Source organism: Paenibacillus nicotianae (genome assembly GCF_042681745.1).
Classification (GTDB): Bacteria; Bacillota; Bacilli; order Paenibacillales; family Paenibacillaceae; genus Saccharibacillus; species Saccharibacillus nicotianae.
In genome coordinates this window covers 3289785-3306377 of the sequence record NZ_JBHUGF010000010.1, presented here as the reverse complement: position 1 = coordinate 3306377, position 16593 = coordinate 3289785, and the positions used below count along the sequence as shown (strand labels likewise).

Below are 16593 nucleotides of genomic sequence, written 5' to 3'. Positions count from 1 at the left end.
ATCCCGAACACGACCGTTAAGCCCTCCAGCGCCGATGGTACTTGGACCGCAGGGTCCTGGGAGAGTAGGACGTTGCCAAGCAAAATAGTTTTATCCCTTCGGGGTTTTTTTTTCGCCGAAGGGTTAAGATTGATTTTAATAGGTTTAAGCGTATGGATTGTTACGCTGTTACTTTTTTATGTGGCCCGTTGGTCAAGTGGTTAAGACACCTCCCTTTCACGGAGGTAACAGGGGTTCGAGTCCCCTACGGGTCATTAACATATACACTATGCCGGTGTAGCTCAGTTGGTAGAGCAACTGACTTGTAATCAGTAGGTCGGGGGTTCAAATCCTCTCGCCGGCACCATTTATTTTAATATTAATTTGATTGCTATGGCGGTCGTGGCGAAGGGGTTAACGCACCGGACTGTGACTCCGGCATTCGTGGGTTCAAGTCCCATCGGTCGCCCTTTATTATCTAATAAAGAATTAGCTTGCTATTAATATTAAAATGATGTAAAATGTAATATGTATGTTAAATGCATTTATTACTGCCTAAATTACATGAGTCATTAGCTCAGTCGGTAGAGCACCTGACTTTTAATCAGGGTGTCGAAGGTTCGAGCCCTTCATGACTCACCATTTTTCTTACATGCGCGTGTGGCGGAATTGGCAGACGCACTAGACTTAGGATCTAGCGTTTCACGACGTGGGGGTTCAAGTCCCTCCACGCGCATAGGTTTTGCGGACGTGGCTCAGCGGTAGAGCATCGCCTTGCCAAGGCGAGGGTCGTGGGTTCGATTCCCATCGTCCGCTCCAATCTTTATTCAGTGTAGAGCGTATATATTATATACGTTTTTATTCTACGCTTTAATTCATATAACAACTATACTTGTTTATAGTTGACATGTGTAAGATTTGATTTTTGTGGTTATTCAGGTTTTTAGGATATACCTGGATTTAACCATATCCTCTTAATCCGCGGGTGTAGTTCAATGGTAGAACTTCAGCCTTCCAAGCTGATAGCGTGGGTTCGATTCCCATCACCCGCTTTATAAAAAAGGATGTCTGCATAATGCAGACATCCTTTTTAGTTTTTATATTGTTTGCATTTGGGAAATAAAGATATAAGTCATAAAAGATGATATTTGTAGGTTGAATTGATTTTATGAGTTGAGGCATCATCATTGCGAAGAATGAAGAGCAAATTATTATTTTAAAATAGTAAGAAGTTAAGATCTAAGATTCTAGAAAATCAAAATCGAAATGGTTGAGAATAAGTGATCCAAAAGCAGTAACAAAGATCGGCAATGTGTAGTAATAAAAATTAATAACGAAGAAAGAGTTATTAACATAGAAATGATAAAACAGAAGTGATCAAAACAGTAAAATGTACTTGAGAAATAATTATTAAAGTATGTATAAAAGGTATAATATACAAATTAATAAAAGCAGCAATAACAAAGTGGTAAAATAATATATACATAGTAAAATTGCAATTAAACTTAAAAAGAAAAAAGAAACCGTACAGGATGATGAGTCAATTCTGTACGGTTTCTTTTTATATAATATTTTGCATGTATTTTAAAAATATTCAACCACATACTACTTTAAATACGCGTTAGTTCAATTACTCATGAGTTCAATTGCATATCAGTTCAATTGCGTATCAGTTTAACTACGTATTAGCTTAACTATATGTTGGTTTTAATGTGTATTAGCTATAAACATTAGCTATAAAAGATTATTTTAAATTCCAGCGTAAAATCATACCCATCTGAGTTAGACCTGCACCAAAACCGTATACTAATATAGTATCTCCATTTTTTAATTTATTGTCGTCTCTTCCTAGTTGCAAAGCTAATGGAATTGAAGCAGAAGAAGTATTGCCATACCATTCAGCACTGGTCAGTGTATGTTCTAGAGCGAATCCAGTTTTTTCACAAATAGAATCGATCATTTTGAGATTAGCGCTATGCGGGACAAACCAGTTAATATCAGTAAGGGATTGGTTGGTCTGATCTAAAAGGTTTTGAATTCCTTTTGGTATGGTACGTACTGCCCATTTATACACTTCACGACCATTTTGTACGATTTTTCCATTTCCGAGCATAGATTGATTATTGATTTGGTCAGACAATCCGGTACGATATACATGTTCTCCACCAGAACCATCACTATCCATAAATGTTCCTAAAAAACTAGGTTGTTCAGGATCATATTCGACCAATGCTGCACCAGCACCGTCGCCGAATAAAATACATGTGCTACGGTCGGTGTAATCTGTTATTTTGCTCATAGTTTCACTAGCGATCACCAGAATTTTGCGGTGTAATCCTGAAGTGATAAAGCTATTTGCTACATGCAGTGCATATACAAAGCCAGCACAAGTTGCATTGAGATCTAACGCACCGGCACCTTTGATATTAAAATAAGATTGAATTTGAGTAGCTGTACTTGGAAATACATAATCTGAAGTCGTGGTAGCCACGATAATAAGTTCTACATCTTCCAAAGTACCCGGGTATGTTTTTTGAAGATTTTTGACAGCTTCTATCCCTAATGTAGAAGTAAATTGTTGGTCATTGGCAATCCGACGTTCTCTTATCCCTGTACGTTGAACAATCCATTCGTCAGATGTGTCGACTAGCTGTTCAAGATCAGTGTTTGTTAAACGTTTGTCGGGGACATAAGTTCCTAATGCAGTAAGTCGAGCTGTTGAATGATTGATAAAGATCACCTCTATATATGATTTGAATGATGTGTATACACTAGAGTAATGGGTGAAAATGATGCTAGGTATCTTGTAAAGCAATAATTTTACAAGCACATTGCATTTACAGAGTAGGCTTATGTTATAGCATTTTATAAAATAGCAGAATAATGATTGTATTTAGTAACTTATTAATACTAGGTTATAGTACCAGGTACTAATTTATTTTAAATATAACCTATTTAAACCATATTGTAAATCGATTATTGATTTTGAGCTTATTGATTGATTTTGATATAGATGTAGGTAGTGATATGAGGCGATTGGTTTTGATGTGATGGTAAATGTTATAATGTAAGCATATGGATTTATCATACCATACAGAATCATATTGTTTAAATGAAGAGAGAAGTATATTTTAAATGATATGCTTTATTTTGTTGGTATAGACTGTTTTACAGTTAAAGGGGCATATAAGCTATACGATGTCGGAAGTAGTAATGGTTCAGGCTTAACGTGATTTATCAATTTCAGCGAGGTGACTATAGCAATGGAGATTAGACAATTAACGCTAGAAGATTTTGATGCACGAGCAGAATTAGGAATGTATGCTTTTCAATATCGTAAAACTGCTGAAGAACTAGAAAAAGAAAAACAAGATTTTAAACCAGAAAGAACATGGGGAATTTTTGAGGAAGAGCAATTGAGTGCTCAATTGACTTTGTTACCTTTACAAACGTACATACACGGGCAAGCTTTTGAAATGGGTGGAATTGCTGGAGTTGCTACATGGCCAGAAAAAAGACGACAAGGATTGGTTGCGAAGTTGTTAGATCATACCTTGCAACAGATGAATGAAGCCGGGCAATCTATCTCCTTTTTGCATCCTTTTCATTTCCCATTTTATCGTAAGTTTGGTTGGGAGACGTATATTGAATATCGTCAATATACGATTCCTACCAACAAGTTACCTGCTAAAGTTCATGTGGAAGGTACAGTAAAACGTGGTATTCGTGATCTGGACATTTTTCATGCAATATATGAAAAATATGCATCTAGTTACAATGGAACACTGGTGAGAGATACCGAGCGTTGGGAACGAAAATTAGTACCGAATAGTGATTTGTTTACTGCTGTGTATTATAATCCTCAAGATCAGCCTTGTGGGTATATTATTTATGAAATTAAAGATCAGAAGATGAATATTAAAGAATTGGTGTTTCTTGATGAACGTTCACGCCAAGCATTATGGACTTTTATTTCAAACCATGATTCTATGGTGACGGAAGTGAATGTACAAGCACCTATCGATGATTCTTTACCGTATTTGTTGAATGACCCGCGTATTGAGCAACAGATAGTGCCTTATTTTATGGCGAGAATTGTTAATGTTAAAACGTTTCTGGAGCAGTATCCATTTACAGTGGGCAAAGTAGAATCGTTATCGATTCGGGTGAACGATTCGGCAGCAGAGTGGAACAACGGTATTTGGGATGTCCTGATCAATGATGAAGGTAAAGCAAAAGTAAGTCGTCGCGAAGCTTTGCCAGAAGGTTTACAACAAGATTTATGGGATCATAGTGATATCGATACCGATATCCAAACATTAACAGTAGCATTGATGGGATACAAACGTCCGCTAGCTTTGTTCAATTGGGGAAAATGGAAAGGTAAGTTAGAATGTGTTCATATGTTGGAATCACGTATTCCTTTTGCTACAACACATTTGATGGACTTTTTCTAAATAAGATTTAGAATGAGTTGAGTGTTGATGATGCCAATATAAAGTCTTTTTTAAATAAATATCTTTTAAAATGAAATGTTCAACTTAATGTTTAACTTGTAGAAGTTGTAATTATCGAATAGTAGGATATTTAAAATGATCATTAAGTTAAAAAAGCTTATCTCTCTATTGAAGTGAATGATATACTTCGCAGAGGATAAGCTTTTTTTAATCGTAGTTGTGCGTCTTTATTATCCGAGTATACTTTTGACGATTGAACGATTGAACGATTGAACGATTGAACGATTGAACGATTGAACGATTGAACGATTGAACGATTGAACGATTGAACGATTGAACGAACTAGATTGTCTATATTGTTGTATTTAAAAGATTAAAAAAAGATCGTTTATGGTGTTAATGTAGGGGCTTGACGGTGATGAGTGCCTTGTTCATAGCTGTATGCTAATTTGATCAATGTACTTTCGTCAAATGGTCTACCTAAAAACTCAATGCCTACAGGTAATTTATTGTTGGTGAATCCAGCAGGAACTGTAATCGCGGGGAAGCCGGAAAAAGGGCTCAATCGATTATTGTCACCAGATACTTGTTCTTCACCGATGGTAGCTGCTGGTTGAGTAGTGGTTGGATAGATAATCGCATCCAGCTTCTGATCTGCCATCACTTTCAAAAGAGATTCGCGTGTAACTTTGGTACGGTTGAGTACGATATCTTTATATTCTTGAGTATCCAGTGTTGTTACAGCGTTACGTTTTTGCATTGCTTCGGCTTGCTTGGGATCAAATTGATTGGAGGCTAGAATTTCAGTTAAATTATGATAAGGCGCATCTTCTCCTAAGCTAGCTAGATAATCATTGATTTGAAATTTAAATTCGTAACCACTAAGGCTAGGGTATTTCATAATTTGCTGTAAGTTAGGTATTTGGATAGGAACGGGTGTAGCTCCGAGTCGTTTGATATCATCGACCGCTGTATAGACCACTTCGGTGACGGATTTTTCACTGTCTTTTGTAGTATTAAACAATTCTGTTGCTATACCGATACGAGCGCCTTGAAGACCATTGACCTGTAAGGAATCGGTATAATTCGCAGGGATATGTCCAACACTGTAAGCTGTAGCAATATCGTCTGCATCATAGCCAGCAGTTGCTTGTAGTAATATAGCTGCATCTTCTACTGTACGTGCGATAGGCCCTCCTACATCTTGAGTAAGAGCGAGTGGAATAATACCATCCCGACTGCTTAATCCTACGGTAGGGCGAATCCCAACTAGACTGTTAAATGCAGAGGGGATACGAATTGATCCACCTGTATCTGTTCCTAGACCTGCGGCTGCGAAGTTAGCAGCAATAGCAGCTCCTGTTCCACCACTTGAACCGCCTGGATAATGATCAAGTGCATAAGGATTGAGCGTCTGCCCTCCAAGTGAGCTAGAAGTAGTAATCCCAAAAGCAAATTCATGCAGATTGGATTTGGCTAAAATGATAGCGCCTGCTGCTTTGAGCATAGCGATCTGATCAGCATCTTGATCAGGAATCGAATGTTGCAGACAGACACAGCCAGCCGTTGTAGGCATATCTGCTGTATCGAAATTATCTTTTACGATAATTGGTATACCATGTAAAGGTCCGCGTGCCCCTGTTGTAGCACGTTCTTTGTCTAATTGAGCTGCAATTTCAAGGGCTTTGGGATTAATCGTTAAAATCGCATTAAGCTTGATCCCTTGATCATCGTATTTGGCAATACGATCTAAGTATTGTTGCACAAGCTGAACAGAAGTCAGGCGACCTTCTTGCATAGCTGATTGCATCTGAGCAATCGTTGCCTCTGTAATAACAAAAGGTTCATTGGTTCCTGGAGAACCCGCAGCTTGAGCAAAAGAGGTAACACCGTATGTACTGAATGGAGCAACAATTAACGTGATGATGGTAACCCACATAACTATTACTTTTTGATACTTTTTCCTATGTTGGTTAGTAGACAAATAACTTCACTCCTTTGCAAAATATAATCGATTATTGTAGATACATGTAATTAATTATGTATTTTAGTGTTAAAAAAGATAACATGTCAATACAAAAGATCAAATAGCACTAAATTTAACTCTAAAATAATCGTTACAATGATACATATGTAACTGTTTTTTTAAAGAAAAATCGATACATTAAAAATGAGACAATAAAATAAATATTTGTGCAAAAGAAATATGATGTTGGAGTTAAAAGTTTGGTAGAATAAAATTGTAATGGTTAAAATGGAATTATAATCCAGTGTGGAAAAGAGGAATAAAAATGGCGAACAAGTCGGTATATAATTTGGTAATCGTAGGCTATGGTGGAATGGGAAGTTATCATGGGCAGTTGATTGAAAAAGTACCATCACTTCAAGTAACCGGTGTGTACGATATTGTAGATTATCGGATGGAACTTGCTGGACAACATGGTTATCATGCTTATGAAAGTATGGAAGCGGTCTTATCGGATGAAAATGTTGATATTGTATTGATTGCTACTCCTAATGATGTACATAAAGAATTATCGATTCAAGCTTTGCGTGCAGGCAAACATGTGATTTGTGAGAAACCTGTAACAATAAATAGTACTGATCTGTTAGACATTGTCAAAGTAGCAGAAGAAACCGGTCAGACTTTTACAGTGCATCAAAATCGTCGATGGGATGAAGATTTCTTGATTATTCGCGATATGTTTGAAAAACGTGCTGTTGGAGATGTTTTTCATGTGGAGTCGCGTGTACAAGGAGCCAATGGTATTCCAGGAGATTGGAGACAGCTCAAAGCTTATGGCGGCGGTATGTTGCTTGATTGGGGAGTGCATTTATTAGATCAGCTATTATTGCTTACGGATAGTAAAATCGAAAGTGTACATGCTCAATTGAGTACTATTTTGGATACAGAAGTAGATGATGGATTTACAACAACGATTCGTTTTAAAGATGGATTAACAGCGATCGTAGAAGTCGGTACCACTAATTATGTTAAATTACCACGCTGGTATGTAAAAGGAACGGAAGGAACAGCAATTATTCAAGATTGGGATCTGAGCGGGGAGATTGTTACCCGTAATACAGAAGTGGAAAAGGTAGAACCTAAACCGATTCAAGCAGGTCGCGGATTGACCAAAACGATGGCTCCACCTTCAGAAGAATCTACAATTCGCAAACCGATTGAACCAATTCAACATCCGCCGGAAGAGTTTTATATAAACTTTTTGTCTGTGATCGAAGGCTCTGCACAATCGGCTGTACCTAATGAACAAGTACATCGGGTATTGGTACTGATCGAGACTATTTTTGAAGCGGCTGAAAAAGATACAGTGATTCATAAAGAATTTTAAAAATAGAGAATAAAAATAAAGTAAACCAAAAAGCTGGTATTCTATCGTGAGGTATAGATACCAGCTTTTTGGTGATATTCAGGTGTGCTGTACATATATAGTTTTATGATGAGAATGGGATAGTCGCATAAAGGCGTGCGATCACCTTAATATTTATCTGAAAAGTGTTACAATATATAGATGTGTATATTGCTGTCTAATGACACCGAATATCCATAATAGATATCATAATAAATAAATGATACACAAGTATATACAGGAAAGCGAAAGGAATGAACAATATGAAGCAAGTAATATTAGCTGAAAAGCCTTCTGTAGCAAAAGAAATCGCACGTGTGATGGGAAGTCAACAGAAGCATAAAGGATATATAGAAGGACCTAAATATATCGTTACCTGGGCGCTTGGACATCTGGTTGGTCTAGCAGAACCGGAAGATTATGATACTCGTTATCAGAAATGGAATCTGGAAGATTTGCCGATTTTGCCGGAAAAAATGACGTTGAAAGTACTGCGCGAAAGCAGTCATCAATACAAAATTGTACAGCATCTTCTTAGACGAAATGATGTTCAAGGATTGATTGTGGCTACCGATGCTGCACGTGAAGGGGAATTGTTAGCACGCTGGATTATTCAGATGGCAAAATGGAATAAACCTTTTCAACGATTATGGATCTCTTCTCAGACCGATAAAGCGATTCGTGAAGGATTCAGCAAGTTGCGTCCGGGGAAAGAATTTGACCGCTTATATGAATCGGCTCGTTGCCGGGCAGAAGCAGATTGGATGGTAGGGCTTAATATCACAAGGGCACTCACTTGTAAATTCGATGCTCAATTATCAGCAGGACGGGTGCAGACACCTTCACTGGGTATGATGATGAAGCGTGAGAATGAGATTAAAGATTTTCGCTCTCAAGATTATCATACATTGCAGATCGATCTGGGTGATCTACAAGCAGAATGGCGGAATGCTCAAGGAGACGGACGTATTTTTGACCAACAGACTGTACAGCAGTTAGAGCAGTCTCTATCAGGTAAGCAAGCGAAGATTGTATCGGTCAAAAAGAATGAGCGGCAAGAACCCCATCCACTAGCATATGATCTGACAGAGTTACAGCGCGATGCGAATAAAAAATACGGATTTTCAGCTAAGCATACATCTAATGTGCTCCAAAAGTTATATGAACAACATAAAATTGTAACCTATCCGCGCACCGATTCACGTTATTTGTCGTCAGATATGACGGATACTTTTAAAGAACGTTTATCAAGTGTAGCAGTAGGGCCATATGCGCCACTTGCGCGTCCTTTATTACGCAATGCGCTCAAGATTGATAAACGAATAGTAGATGACAGCAAAATTAGTGATCATCATGCGATTATCCCGACAGAAGAAATAGTATCTTTGAATGTACTTACAGCGGATGAACGCAAACTATATGATCTTATTGCGCGCCGTTTTATCAGTTTATTTTACCCACCGGCTACTTATGATACGGTTCAAGTGATTATCGAAGCGGCAGGAGAGCAGTTTTATGCCAAAGGGGTTACAGTCAAAGACTCGGGTTGGCGTGCTGTATATGGTGATCAGTGGAATGAAGAAGATGAGGATGAAGAAACAGAGCAACATCATCATCGTTCATCAGAGCGTGGAGCAGATCATCGGGGAACACAGAAATTACCTAAACTCAAACAAGGGGAATCGAAAATGATTGCTCGCTGCGTTGTCAAAGCAGGTCGTACGATGCCTCCTAAACGGTATACCGAAGCAGCTCTGTTATCACAAATGGAAAAACATAGTCTGGGTACACCAGCAACCAGAGCGGATATTATTGAAAAATTGGTCTCTTCAGATACGATCGAACGCAAAGGCAATCATCTGCATCCTACAGGAAAAGGTGCACAATTGATCGAATTGGTCTCGCCTGAACTGCGAACACCTGAACTCACAGCACGCTGGGAACAACAATTAGAAAAAATTGCTCGTGGACAAGGACAACCGGCTCCATTTTTGCAAGAGATTCGTCAAATGGCTCAATCGATGGTCGATGGTGTGAAAAAGAGTGATGTGCATTACAAACCGCATAATGTCTCGTCAAGTCATTGCCCTGAGTGCGGAACACGAATGTTAGAGAAAAAATCGAAGCGCGGCACATTCTTGATCTGTCCAAGTGAAGATTGTAGTTATCGCCGTTCAACAGAAAAGCAGTTATCCAATCGTCGCTGTCCACAATGTCATAAAAAAATGGAAATCAAAGACGGTAAAGCTGGAAAGTATGTACAATGTCTGGCTTGCGGAATTACCGAAACGCTGAATAAAGACGGTGGTCGTCCGGTCAATAAACGAGAACAGCAAAAGTTAGTGAAGCAATTTGAACAAAAAGAATCGTTTGGTTCAAGTCTGGGCGATTTGTTGAAAGCTGCTCTGGAAGAGAAAAAAGAATAGATATAACCTCATCATATAACCGTAAGCTCTTTAGCTATTTCATCTGCTAAAGGGCTTTTTGGTATAGCATTATATTTATTTTCTTCAAATAGTCATTGACGAAAATAGTTTTCATAATCTATATTTAAAAGAAAATATTTTCAGGTGGTGGAAACGAATGAAAACTTTTTTCGAGAAGGCACAACGGTTTGGTAAATCTTTTATGCTTCCGATTGCTGTATTACCGGCAGCAGGGTTATTGCTAGGAATAGGGGGAGCGCTCTCTAATCCGAATACGGTAAGTACCTATCCTGTATTGCAGATTAGCTGGTTACAGTATATTTTCAAAGTGATGAGTAGTGCAGGAGATATTACCTTTAGCAATCTAGCATTGATTTTTGCAATCGGGGTAGCAGTTGGACTAGCACGTTCGGATAAAGGAACAGCAGGGCTTGCGGCGGCACTCGCATATCTAGTAATGAATGCTTCGATCAATGCTATGTTGATCAATAGCAATCAACTGGTTACTGATAATATGGCGGCAGCCGGTCAAGGCATGATTCTCGGTATTCAATCGTTACAGACAGGTGTACTAGGCGGAATTATTATCGGTCTGGTGACAGCGGGTCTTCATAACCGATATAACAAAATTGAGTTACCTCCATTTCTAGGATTTTTCGGCGGGTCACGTTTTATTCCGATTGTTTCTTCATTTGCAGCTATCTTTGTAGGGTTAGTATTATTTCTAGTATGGCCAACTATTCAGTTGGGTATTACGAAGCTAGGTGGAATTGTAGATGCGACCGGATATATAGGCACATTATTTTATGGATTCTTTCTACGGATGTTAGGGCCGCTTGGATTGCATCATATTTTTTATCTCCCTTTCTGGCAAACCGGACTTGGTGGTACAATGGAAGTATCTGGTAAGATAGTGGAAGGAACCCAGAACATTTTCTTTGCTCAATTAGGCGACCCTTCGACTGAAAAATATTTCTCAGGCACATCGCGTTTTATGTCAGGACGCTTTATTACGATGATGTTCGGATTATTGGGAGCGGCATTGGCGATCTATCATACGGCACGTCCAGAACGCAAAAAGGTTGTCGGTGGATTAATGCTATCAGCAGCATTGACTTCTTTTTTGACAGGGATTACAGAACCACTGGAATTTGCTTTTTTGTTTGTAGCTCCATTTTTATATGTGATTCATGCTGTGTTTGATGGGTTTGCTTTTATGCTGGCACATATATTTCAGATTACGATTGGTCAGACATTCTCGGGTGGGTTGATTGACTTTATTTTATTCGGTATTTTACAGGGAAATGCTAAAACTAACTGGATCTATGTACCGATGATCGGTGTGGTCTGGTTCGCTCTGTACTATGTCACATTCCGCTTTTTGATTGTAAAATTCAATCTCAAAACACCAGGCCGTGAAGATGAGACCGTAGTAGAGACGAGCGGAAATACAGCAGGTGGAAGTGGATCAACAACATCTATAACAGATGCTGTACCTACAGATCATAATGAAGTGAATACTTCTCGCCCGGCTGTGATTCTCAGTGCATTGGGTGGCAAAGAAAATATCAAAGACCTGGATTGTTGTGCAACTCGTCTACGCATATCTGTCTATCAACCTGATCAGGTATCTCAAGATCGCTTGAAACATTCAGGGGCTAAAGGTGTGCTGATTAATGGTAACGGGGTGCAAGTGATCTATGGTCCGCAAGTGAGTGTGATTAAAAATGAGATCGAGGAATATATGGAAATGGAGTGAACACAATATGGATTTGGATTCATTAGGATTACAGCAGGGGTTGATCGTATCATGTCAGGCGCTAGAACATGAACCTCTGCATAGTTCTTTGATTATGGGAAAAATGGCAGTTGCTGCGCAAGAAGGAGGAGCTGTCGGTATTCGAGCGAATACAGCGCAAGATATCAAAGAGATCAAACAACAAGTATCATTACCTGTAATCGGAATCGTCAAACGCAACTATGGCGATCATCCTGTATTTATTACACCGACGATAACCGAAATTCATGAATTAGCAGAGTCTGGTTGTGAGATTATAGCATTGGATGCTACTTCACGTCCTCGCCCGGATGGTGTGGAATTAGCGGATCTGGTTAAACAAATTCGTCTACTGTATCCTGAACTGTTATTGATGGCAGATGTATCAACGGTGGAAGAAGGGCTTGTTGCTGAACAGTTAGGATTTGATCTGGTGTCGGCTACACTGGTAGGATATACCGAGCAGACGGCGCATCAGAAAGTCTACGAAAATGATTTTGCTATTCTCAAAGAAATGATTCGCCAAATTAAAACACCTATCGTAGCTGAAGGCAATATTATGACACCGGAGATGGCGGCACGTTGTCTGGAACTCGGTGTATACAGCGTGGTAGTAGGCGGCGCGATTACACGTCCACAACAGATCACAGCACGTTTTATAGACAAAATGAAACAAGTTCGTCCTGCATCGACTGTTAGAGAATAGACTGGTATTTCAAATTCTATGTGATCGATATAAATCATAACAATATCAAAAAAGAACCGAATATGATTATCGGTTCTTTTCTTTGTATAGAATTAGCGTTACGAATGATCTTGTTTGTACAAAGCATGGAGTGTACGCTGACGTGCGGATAGTAGTTCTTCATTTTGAAGCAATAACATAGAGATCATATCGAGCACATAAATAATCGCTAATTGGCTATTGATAAACGGGATATCGCCCATACGCTGTAACCCGGGTGTGAACAGACATAAATCGGTTATTTCTGTAAAAGGCGTATGATCAAAGTTAGTAATACCGACAATCTTAGCTTGATTCGATTTGGCAATACGTAGAGCACTATTCACTTCAGTAGTATGACCGGAGTTGGATAATCCAATCACTACATCTTGTTCATCCATAAGAGATGCATTCATCATCATCATATGAGAATCCGTAACAGCGTCGATTAAGATATTCATTCGCATTAAGCGATACTTGAATTCTAGTGCTGATAATCCAGAACTACCTAATCCGAATACATAGACACGTCTGGCTTGCTGAATCTGCTGAACCACTTCTTCAATCATCTGAGGCTTGATCATATCGGCAGTCGCCATAATAATTTCATTGTATAAATGCCTTGTCTGTGCAAAAAAATTGAGTTCATCTCGTGGAATATCAATTTCTCGATTCAAGCTTAGCTTAAAATCTATAAAATTACTAAATCCGGCTTTGCGACAAAAACGTGTGATTGTAGACATCGAAGCTTGTGTGCGCTCGGAGAGATCGCGAATATTGATATTATGAATAGAATTTTTATTACGCATAATGTAATCTGCAATCTCTTTTTCTTTGGCAGATAATTGTTGGTATCGTAATTGTAGTTCATCGAGTACATTAAGAGCCATAGTTAATCCTCCTTCAACGCTTGATGATATAAGCGCGACTCAGCTTCTAACAAAAAATGATCTGGTATGATCTTGATCCATATAGATTAGATCGCATATAGATAGTAGGAATCGAACAATTGATTTGTTTCTATTATAGTATAGTTTGAAGAGTGATCTCTATATTATAGGATAGTGCCATCAAATAATGGAATTATGCTATGTGCTTTTGACCATTTTGCCGTTACACTAAAAACAAATACGCTAGAATAACTGGATATTCGGCCTTGAGCCGATCCATCAGAAAGGGATTATTCCATGTCTATATTTTTCGATACAACGCAATCGACGTTTCATTTACAATCTCGTTCAACGAGTTATGTGATTCAATTAATGAAATCGACTCACCTGGTTCATTTATATTGGGGACCTCGTCTACAAGGAACATCTATTGGTAGTCTGTTACAACAAATAGAGCGTGCTTCTTTTAGCCCGAATTATCATGCAGATGATCGTACTTTTTCATTTGATACTTTACCACAAGAATATCCAGGGTATGGTCGTGGCGATTATGGCGAACCAGCTTTTGAAGCAAAACATAGCAATGGTACCACAGTCAATGATCTACATTATGTAAGTCATACGATTACAGCAGGCAAACCGACACTTGAAGGATTACCAGCTACTTATGTAGAGCAGGAGCAAGAAGCAGATACACTGGAAATTGTATTGCGCGATGAACTGACTGGACTTGAAGCGGTGGTCAGCTATACGGTATTCAATGAATTGAATGCGATTACACGTTCTGTGAAGTTCCGTAATGACGGAGCAACAACACTTCATATTCAGCGCGCATTAAGTAGTAGCGTTGATTTAGCAGACGATGAATATCGTATGATGCAATTGTCGGGTGCATGGATACGTGAGCGTCATGTTCATTACCGTACACTGGCTCCAGGATTGCAACGGATCGAAAGTAAACGTGGTTCCAGTAGTCATCAGCAAAATCCGTTTATCGCTTTGCTTGGTAAAGATGCAAATGAAGATCAAGGGCAAGTCTATGGTATGAGCCTTGTCTATAGCGGTAACTTTGTCGCTCAAGTCGAAGTTGATCAATTCCATACGACTCGTATGCAAATCGGATTATCACCGTTTGATTTTGAATGGAAATTAGAAGCAGGTGACACATTCCAGACACCTGAGGCAGTACTGGTTCATTCTTCTGAAGGATTGGGAGGAATGTCTCGTACGTATCACAAATTATATCGTACCCGTCTCAGTCGCGGAGAGCATCGTGATCAAGTGCGACCAATATTGATTAACAACTGGGAAGCGACTTATTTTAACTTTGATGCACCTAAGATCAAATCTATTGCAGCAGCAGGTAAAGAATTAGGGATCGAGTTATTTGTACTCGATGATGGTTGGTTCGGTCATCGTGATGATGATCGTACGTCACTTGGCGATTGGGTAGAAGATCGTCGCAAATTACCAGAAGGTCTGGGCAAACTGGCAAAAGAAATTACAGCTACTGGGATGCAATTCGGATTGTGGTTTGAGCCAGAAATGGTATCGCCTGATAGTGACTTATATCGCGCTCATCCTGACTGGTGTCTTCATGTGCCGGATCGCAGTCGTACAATGGGACGAGAGCAGTTAATTCTGGATTTGTCCCGTCAAGATGTGTGTGATTATATTGTAGAGTCTGTTAGCGCTGTGCTATCTTCTGCACCGATTACGTATGTAAAATGGGATATGAACCGCAATATGTCCGAGATCGGTTCTGCTCTATTACCAGCCGATCGTCAACGCGAAACCGCGCATCGGTATATGCTTGGATTGTATAGCGTATTAGAAAAAATCACTTCAACGTTCCCGCATATTTTATTTGAAAGTTGCTCCGGTGGTGGAGGTCGATTTGACCCGGGAATGCTATATTATATGCCACAAACATGGACAAGTGATGATACAGATGCAGTAGAACGTCTTAAAATTCAGTACGGTACCAGTATGGTATATCCAGCAAGCGCTATGGGTGCACATGTATCTGATGTACCGAATCATCAAGTAGGACGAATGACTTCGTTTACAACTCGTGGTCATGTCGCGATGTCTGGTAACTTTGGTTATGAATTGGATCTAACCAAGCTGACTGATACAGAAAAGCAAGAAGTAAAAGAACAAGTAGCTCAGTATAAAGAGTTGCGCGAGCTGATTCAATTTGGTGAATTTTATCGATTGCTCAGTCCTTTTGAAAGTAATATTACATCCTGGATGTTTGTCTCGGAAGATCAGCAAGAAGCATTTGCAGGTTATTTCCAAGTGTTAAGTGTTCCGAATGGCCCACTTCGTCGCCTGAAATTAAAAGGGCTAGATCCACATCGTCGTTACTCGATGTCTGTCAACGGTGTTACAGATGCTAACACTTATGCAGGTGATGAATTGATGTATCATGGTATTATTGCTCCGTATGCACAAGCAGATTTCTATAGTGCTTTGTTTGTATTCAAAGCGGTGGAATAGTACACTTACACTGTAGAGATTGAATTTATGGAGGCAGGCAGAAATGGAACAGCTATTATGGGTCTGGCTGCTGATTGTCAATATTGTTGCTTATATCGTAATGGCAACAGACAAAAAACGGGCACAACGTCATCGCAGTCGTGAACGTATACCGGAGAAAACATTATTTATCTGGGCGGCTATTGGTGGCGCATTAGGAATTTGGATTGCTATGATGACCAAGCGCCACAAAACCAAACATCGTTCATTTGTTATAGGCGTTCCACTGCTATTGATTTTTAATATCGTAGTATACGGCTATGTATGGATAACGTGGATACGCTAAATAAAGCAACAAGCAAAGACCTGATGAACATTCGTCAGGTCTTTGTTTCGTTTCATCAAATAAGCATAACGGGTAATAAAGGAGTATACTAAAAGTATAACACTTAGGCTACATGAGATAAGTGTTACGGATGGATGATATC

At 39.2% G+C, this 16593-nt stretch carries 10 protein-coding genes, 7 tRNA genes and 1 rRNA gene; 15 read left to right on the top strand and 3 right to left on the bottom strand.

From position 1 onward, the window contains the following. The 8 genes from rrf to ACFSGI_RS18665 all read left to right on the top strand — a co-directional run. Nucleotides 1-81 (top strand): 5S ribosomal RNA (gene rrf, locus ACFSGI_RS23265); the annotation flags it as partial. Nucleotides 82-182: 101 nt separating this feature from the next. Further along, nucleotides 183-254: transfer RNA gene (locus tag ACFSGI_RS18695), tRNA-Glu, on the top strand. Between the two features lie 16 nt (nt 255-270). Continuing rightward, nucleotides 271-346: transfer RNA gene (locus ACFSGI_RS18690), tRNA-Thr, on the top strand. A gap of 29 nt (nt 347-375) precedes the next feature. After that, a tRNA-His gene (locus ACFSGI_RS18685) sits at nt 376-448 on the top strand. A 97-nt stretch (nt 449-545) separates the two neighbouring features. Further along, a tRNA-Lys gene (locus ACFSGI_RS18680) sits at nt 546-621 on the top strand. A gap of 12 nt (nt 622-633) precedes the next feature. Beyond that, a tRNA-Leu gene (locus ACFSGI_RS18675) sits at nt 634-715 on the top strand. An 8-nt stretch (nt 716-723) separates the two neighbouring features. After that, nucleotides 724-798: transfer RNA gene (locus tag ACFSGI_RS18670), tRNA-Gly, on the top strand. 162 nt (nt 799-960) lie between these two features. Beyond that, nucleotides 961-1031: transfer RNA gene (locus tag ACFSGI_RS18665), tRNA-Gly, on the top strand. 692 nt (nt 1032-1723) lie between these two features. Here the strand turns inward: ACFSGI_RS18665 and ACFSGI_RS18660 are convergent. Next, complete coding sequence (locus ACFSGI_RS18660) at nt 1724-2710, bottom strand: ketoacyl-ACP synthase III (RefSeq protein WP_204825732.1); 987 nt, start codon at nt 2708-2710, stop codon at nt 1724-1726. Nucleotides 2711-3242: 532 nt separating this feature from the next. Here ACFSGI_RS18660 and ACFSGI_RS18655 point away from each other — a divergent pair. Beyond that, nucleotides 3243-4436 carry a GNAT family N-acetyltransferase gene (locus ACFSGI_RS18655; RefSeq protein WP_204825668.1) on the top strand — a complete coding sequence of 398 codons (1194 nt, stop codon included), beginning with the start codon at nt 3243-3245 and terminating at the stop codon, nt 4434-4436. A 388-nt stretch (nt 4437-4824) separates the two neighbouring features. On the opposite strand, the gene ACFSGI_RS18650 is transcribed toward ACFSGI_RS18655, so the two are convergent. After that, complete coding sequence (locus tag ACFSGI_RS18650) at nt 4825-6375, bottom strand: amidase family protein (RefSeq protein WP_204825731.1); 1551 nt, start codon at nt 6373-6375, stop codon at nt 4825-4827. A 352-nt stretch (nt 6376-6727) separates the two neighbouring features. Here ACFSGI_RS18650 and ACFSGI_RS18645 point away from each other — a divergent pair, with 352 nt between their 5' ends. The 4 genes from ACFSGI_RS18645 (at nt 6728) to ACFSGI_RS18630 (ending at nt 12716) form a co-directional block, all read left to right on the top strand. Then, entirely contained in the window at nt 6728-7789 is a 1062-nt protein-coding gene (locus tag ACFSGI_RS18645; RefSeq protein WP_204825667.1) for a Gfo/Idh/MocA family protein, read from the top strand. A gap of 281 nt (nt 7790-8070) precedes the next feature. Next, nucleotides 8071-10233 carry a DNA topoisomerase III gene (locus tag ACFSGI_RS18640; RefSeq protein WP_204825666.1) on the top strand — a complete coding sequence of 721 codons (2163 nt, stop codon included), beginning with the start codon at nt 8071-8073 and terminating at the stop codon, nt 10231-10233. Between the two features lie 157 nt (nt 10234-10390). After that, entirely contained in the window at nt 10391-11992 is a 1602-nt protein-coding gene (locus ACFSGI_RS18635; protein ID WP_204825665.1) for a maltose/glucose-specific PTS transporter subunit IIC, read from the top strand. 7 nt (nt 11993-11999) lie between these two features. After that, the gene (locus tag ACFSGI_RS18630; protein ID WP_204825664.1) at nt 12000-12716 is read left to right on the top strand and encodes an N-acetylmannosamine-6-phosphate 2-epimerase; all 717 of its coding nucleotides are present in this window, start codon (nt 12000-12002) and stop codon (nt 12714-12716) included. A 98-nt stretch (nt 12717-12814) separates the two neighbouring features. Here the strand turns inward: ACFSGI_RS18630 and ACFSGI_RS18625 are convergent, their stop codons facing one another. Continuing rightward, nucleotides 12815-13624: a MurR/RpiR family transcriptional regulator gene (locus ACFSGI_RS18625; protein ID WP_204825663.1), complete on the bottom strand. Its 810-nt coding sequence runs from the start codon at nt 13622-13624 to the stop codon at nt 12815-12817. 297 nt (nt 13625-13921) lie between these two features. Between ACFSGI_RS18625 and ACFSGI_RS18620 the strand changes: the two genes are divergently transcribed. Both ACFSGI_RS18620 and ACFSGI_RS18615 read left to right on the top strand, forming a co-directional pair. Next, nucleotides 13922-16126, top strand: a complete 2205-nt coding sequence (locus ACFSGI_RS18620) for an alpha-galactosidase (protein ID WP_204825662.1) — start codon at nt 13922-13924, stop codon at nt 16124-16126. A gap of 43 nt (nt 16127-16169) precedes the next feature. Continuing rightward, a complete protein-coding gene (locus ACFSGI_RS18615) occupies nt 16170-16451 on the top strand; it encodes a DUF1294 domain-containing protein (protein WP_204825661.1) in 282 nt (93 codons plus the stop codon). The last annotated feature ends 142 nt before the right edge of the window (nt 16452-16593 follow it).

Bases quoted from the DNA above. Each gene is read 5' to 3' on its own strand.
- ACFSGI_RS18655 (WP_204825668.1), top strand. From the start codon at position 3,243: ATGGAGATTAGACAATTAACGCTAGAAGATTTTGATGCACGAGCAGAA.
- ACFSGI_RS18650 (WP_204825731.1), bottom strand. From the start codon at position 6,375: ATGTGGGTTACCATCATCACGTTAATTGTTGCTCCATTCAGTACATAC.
- ACFSGI_RS18645 (WP_204825667.1), top strand. From the start codon at position 6,728: ATGGCGAACAAGTCGGTATATAATTTGGTAATCGTAGGCTATGGTGGA.
- ACFSGI_RS18640 (WP_204825666.1), top strand. From the start codon at position 8,071: ATGAAGCAAGTAATATTAGCTGAAAAGCCTTCTGTAGCAAAAGAAATC.
- ACFSGI_RS18635 (WP_204825665.1), top strand. From the start codon at position 10,391: ATGAAAACTTTTTTCGAGAAGGCACAACGGTTTGGTAAATCTTTTATG.
- ACFSGI_RS18630 (WP_204825664.1), top strand. From the start codon at position 12,000: ATGGATTTGGATTCATTAGGATTACAGCAGGGGTTGATCGTATCATGT.
- ACFSGI_RS18625 (WP_204825663.1), bottom strand. From the start codon at position 13,624: ATGGCTCTTAATGTACTCGATGAACTACAATTACGATACCAACAATTA.
- ACFSGI_RS18620 (WP_204825662.1), top strand. From the start codon at position 13,922: ATGTCTATATTTTTCGATACAACGCAATCGACGTTTCATTTACAATCT.
- ACFSGI_RS18615 (WP_204825661.1), top strand. From the start codon at position 16,170: ATGGAACAGCTATTATGGGTCTGGCTGCTGATTGTCAATATTGTTGCT.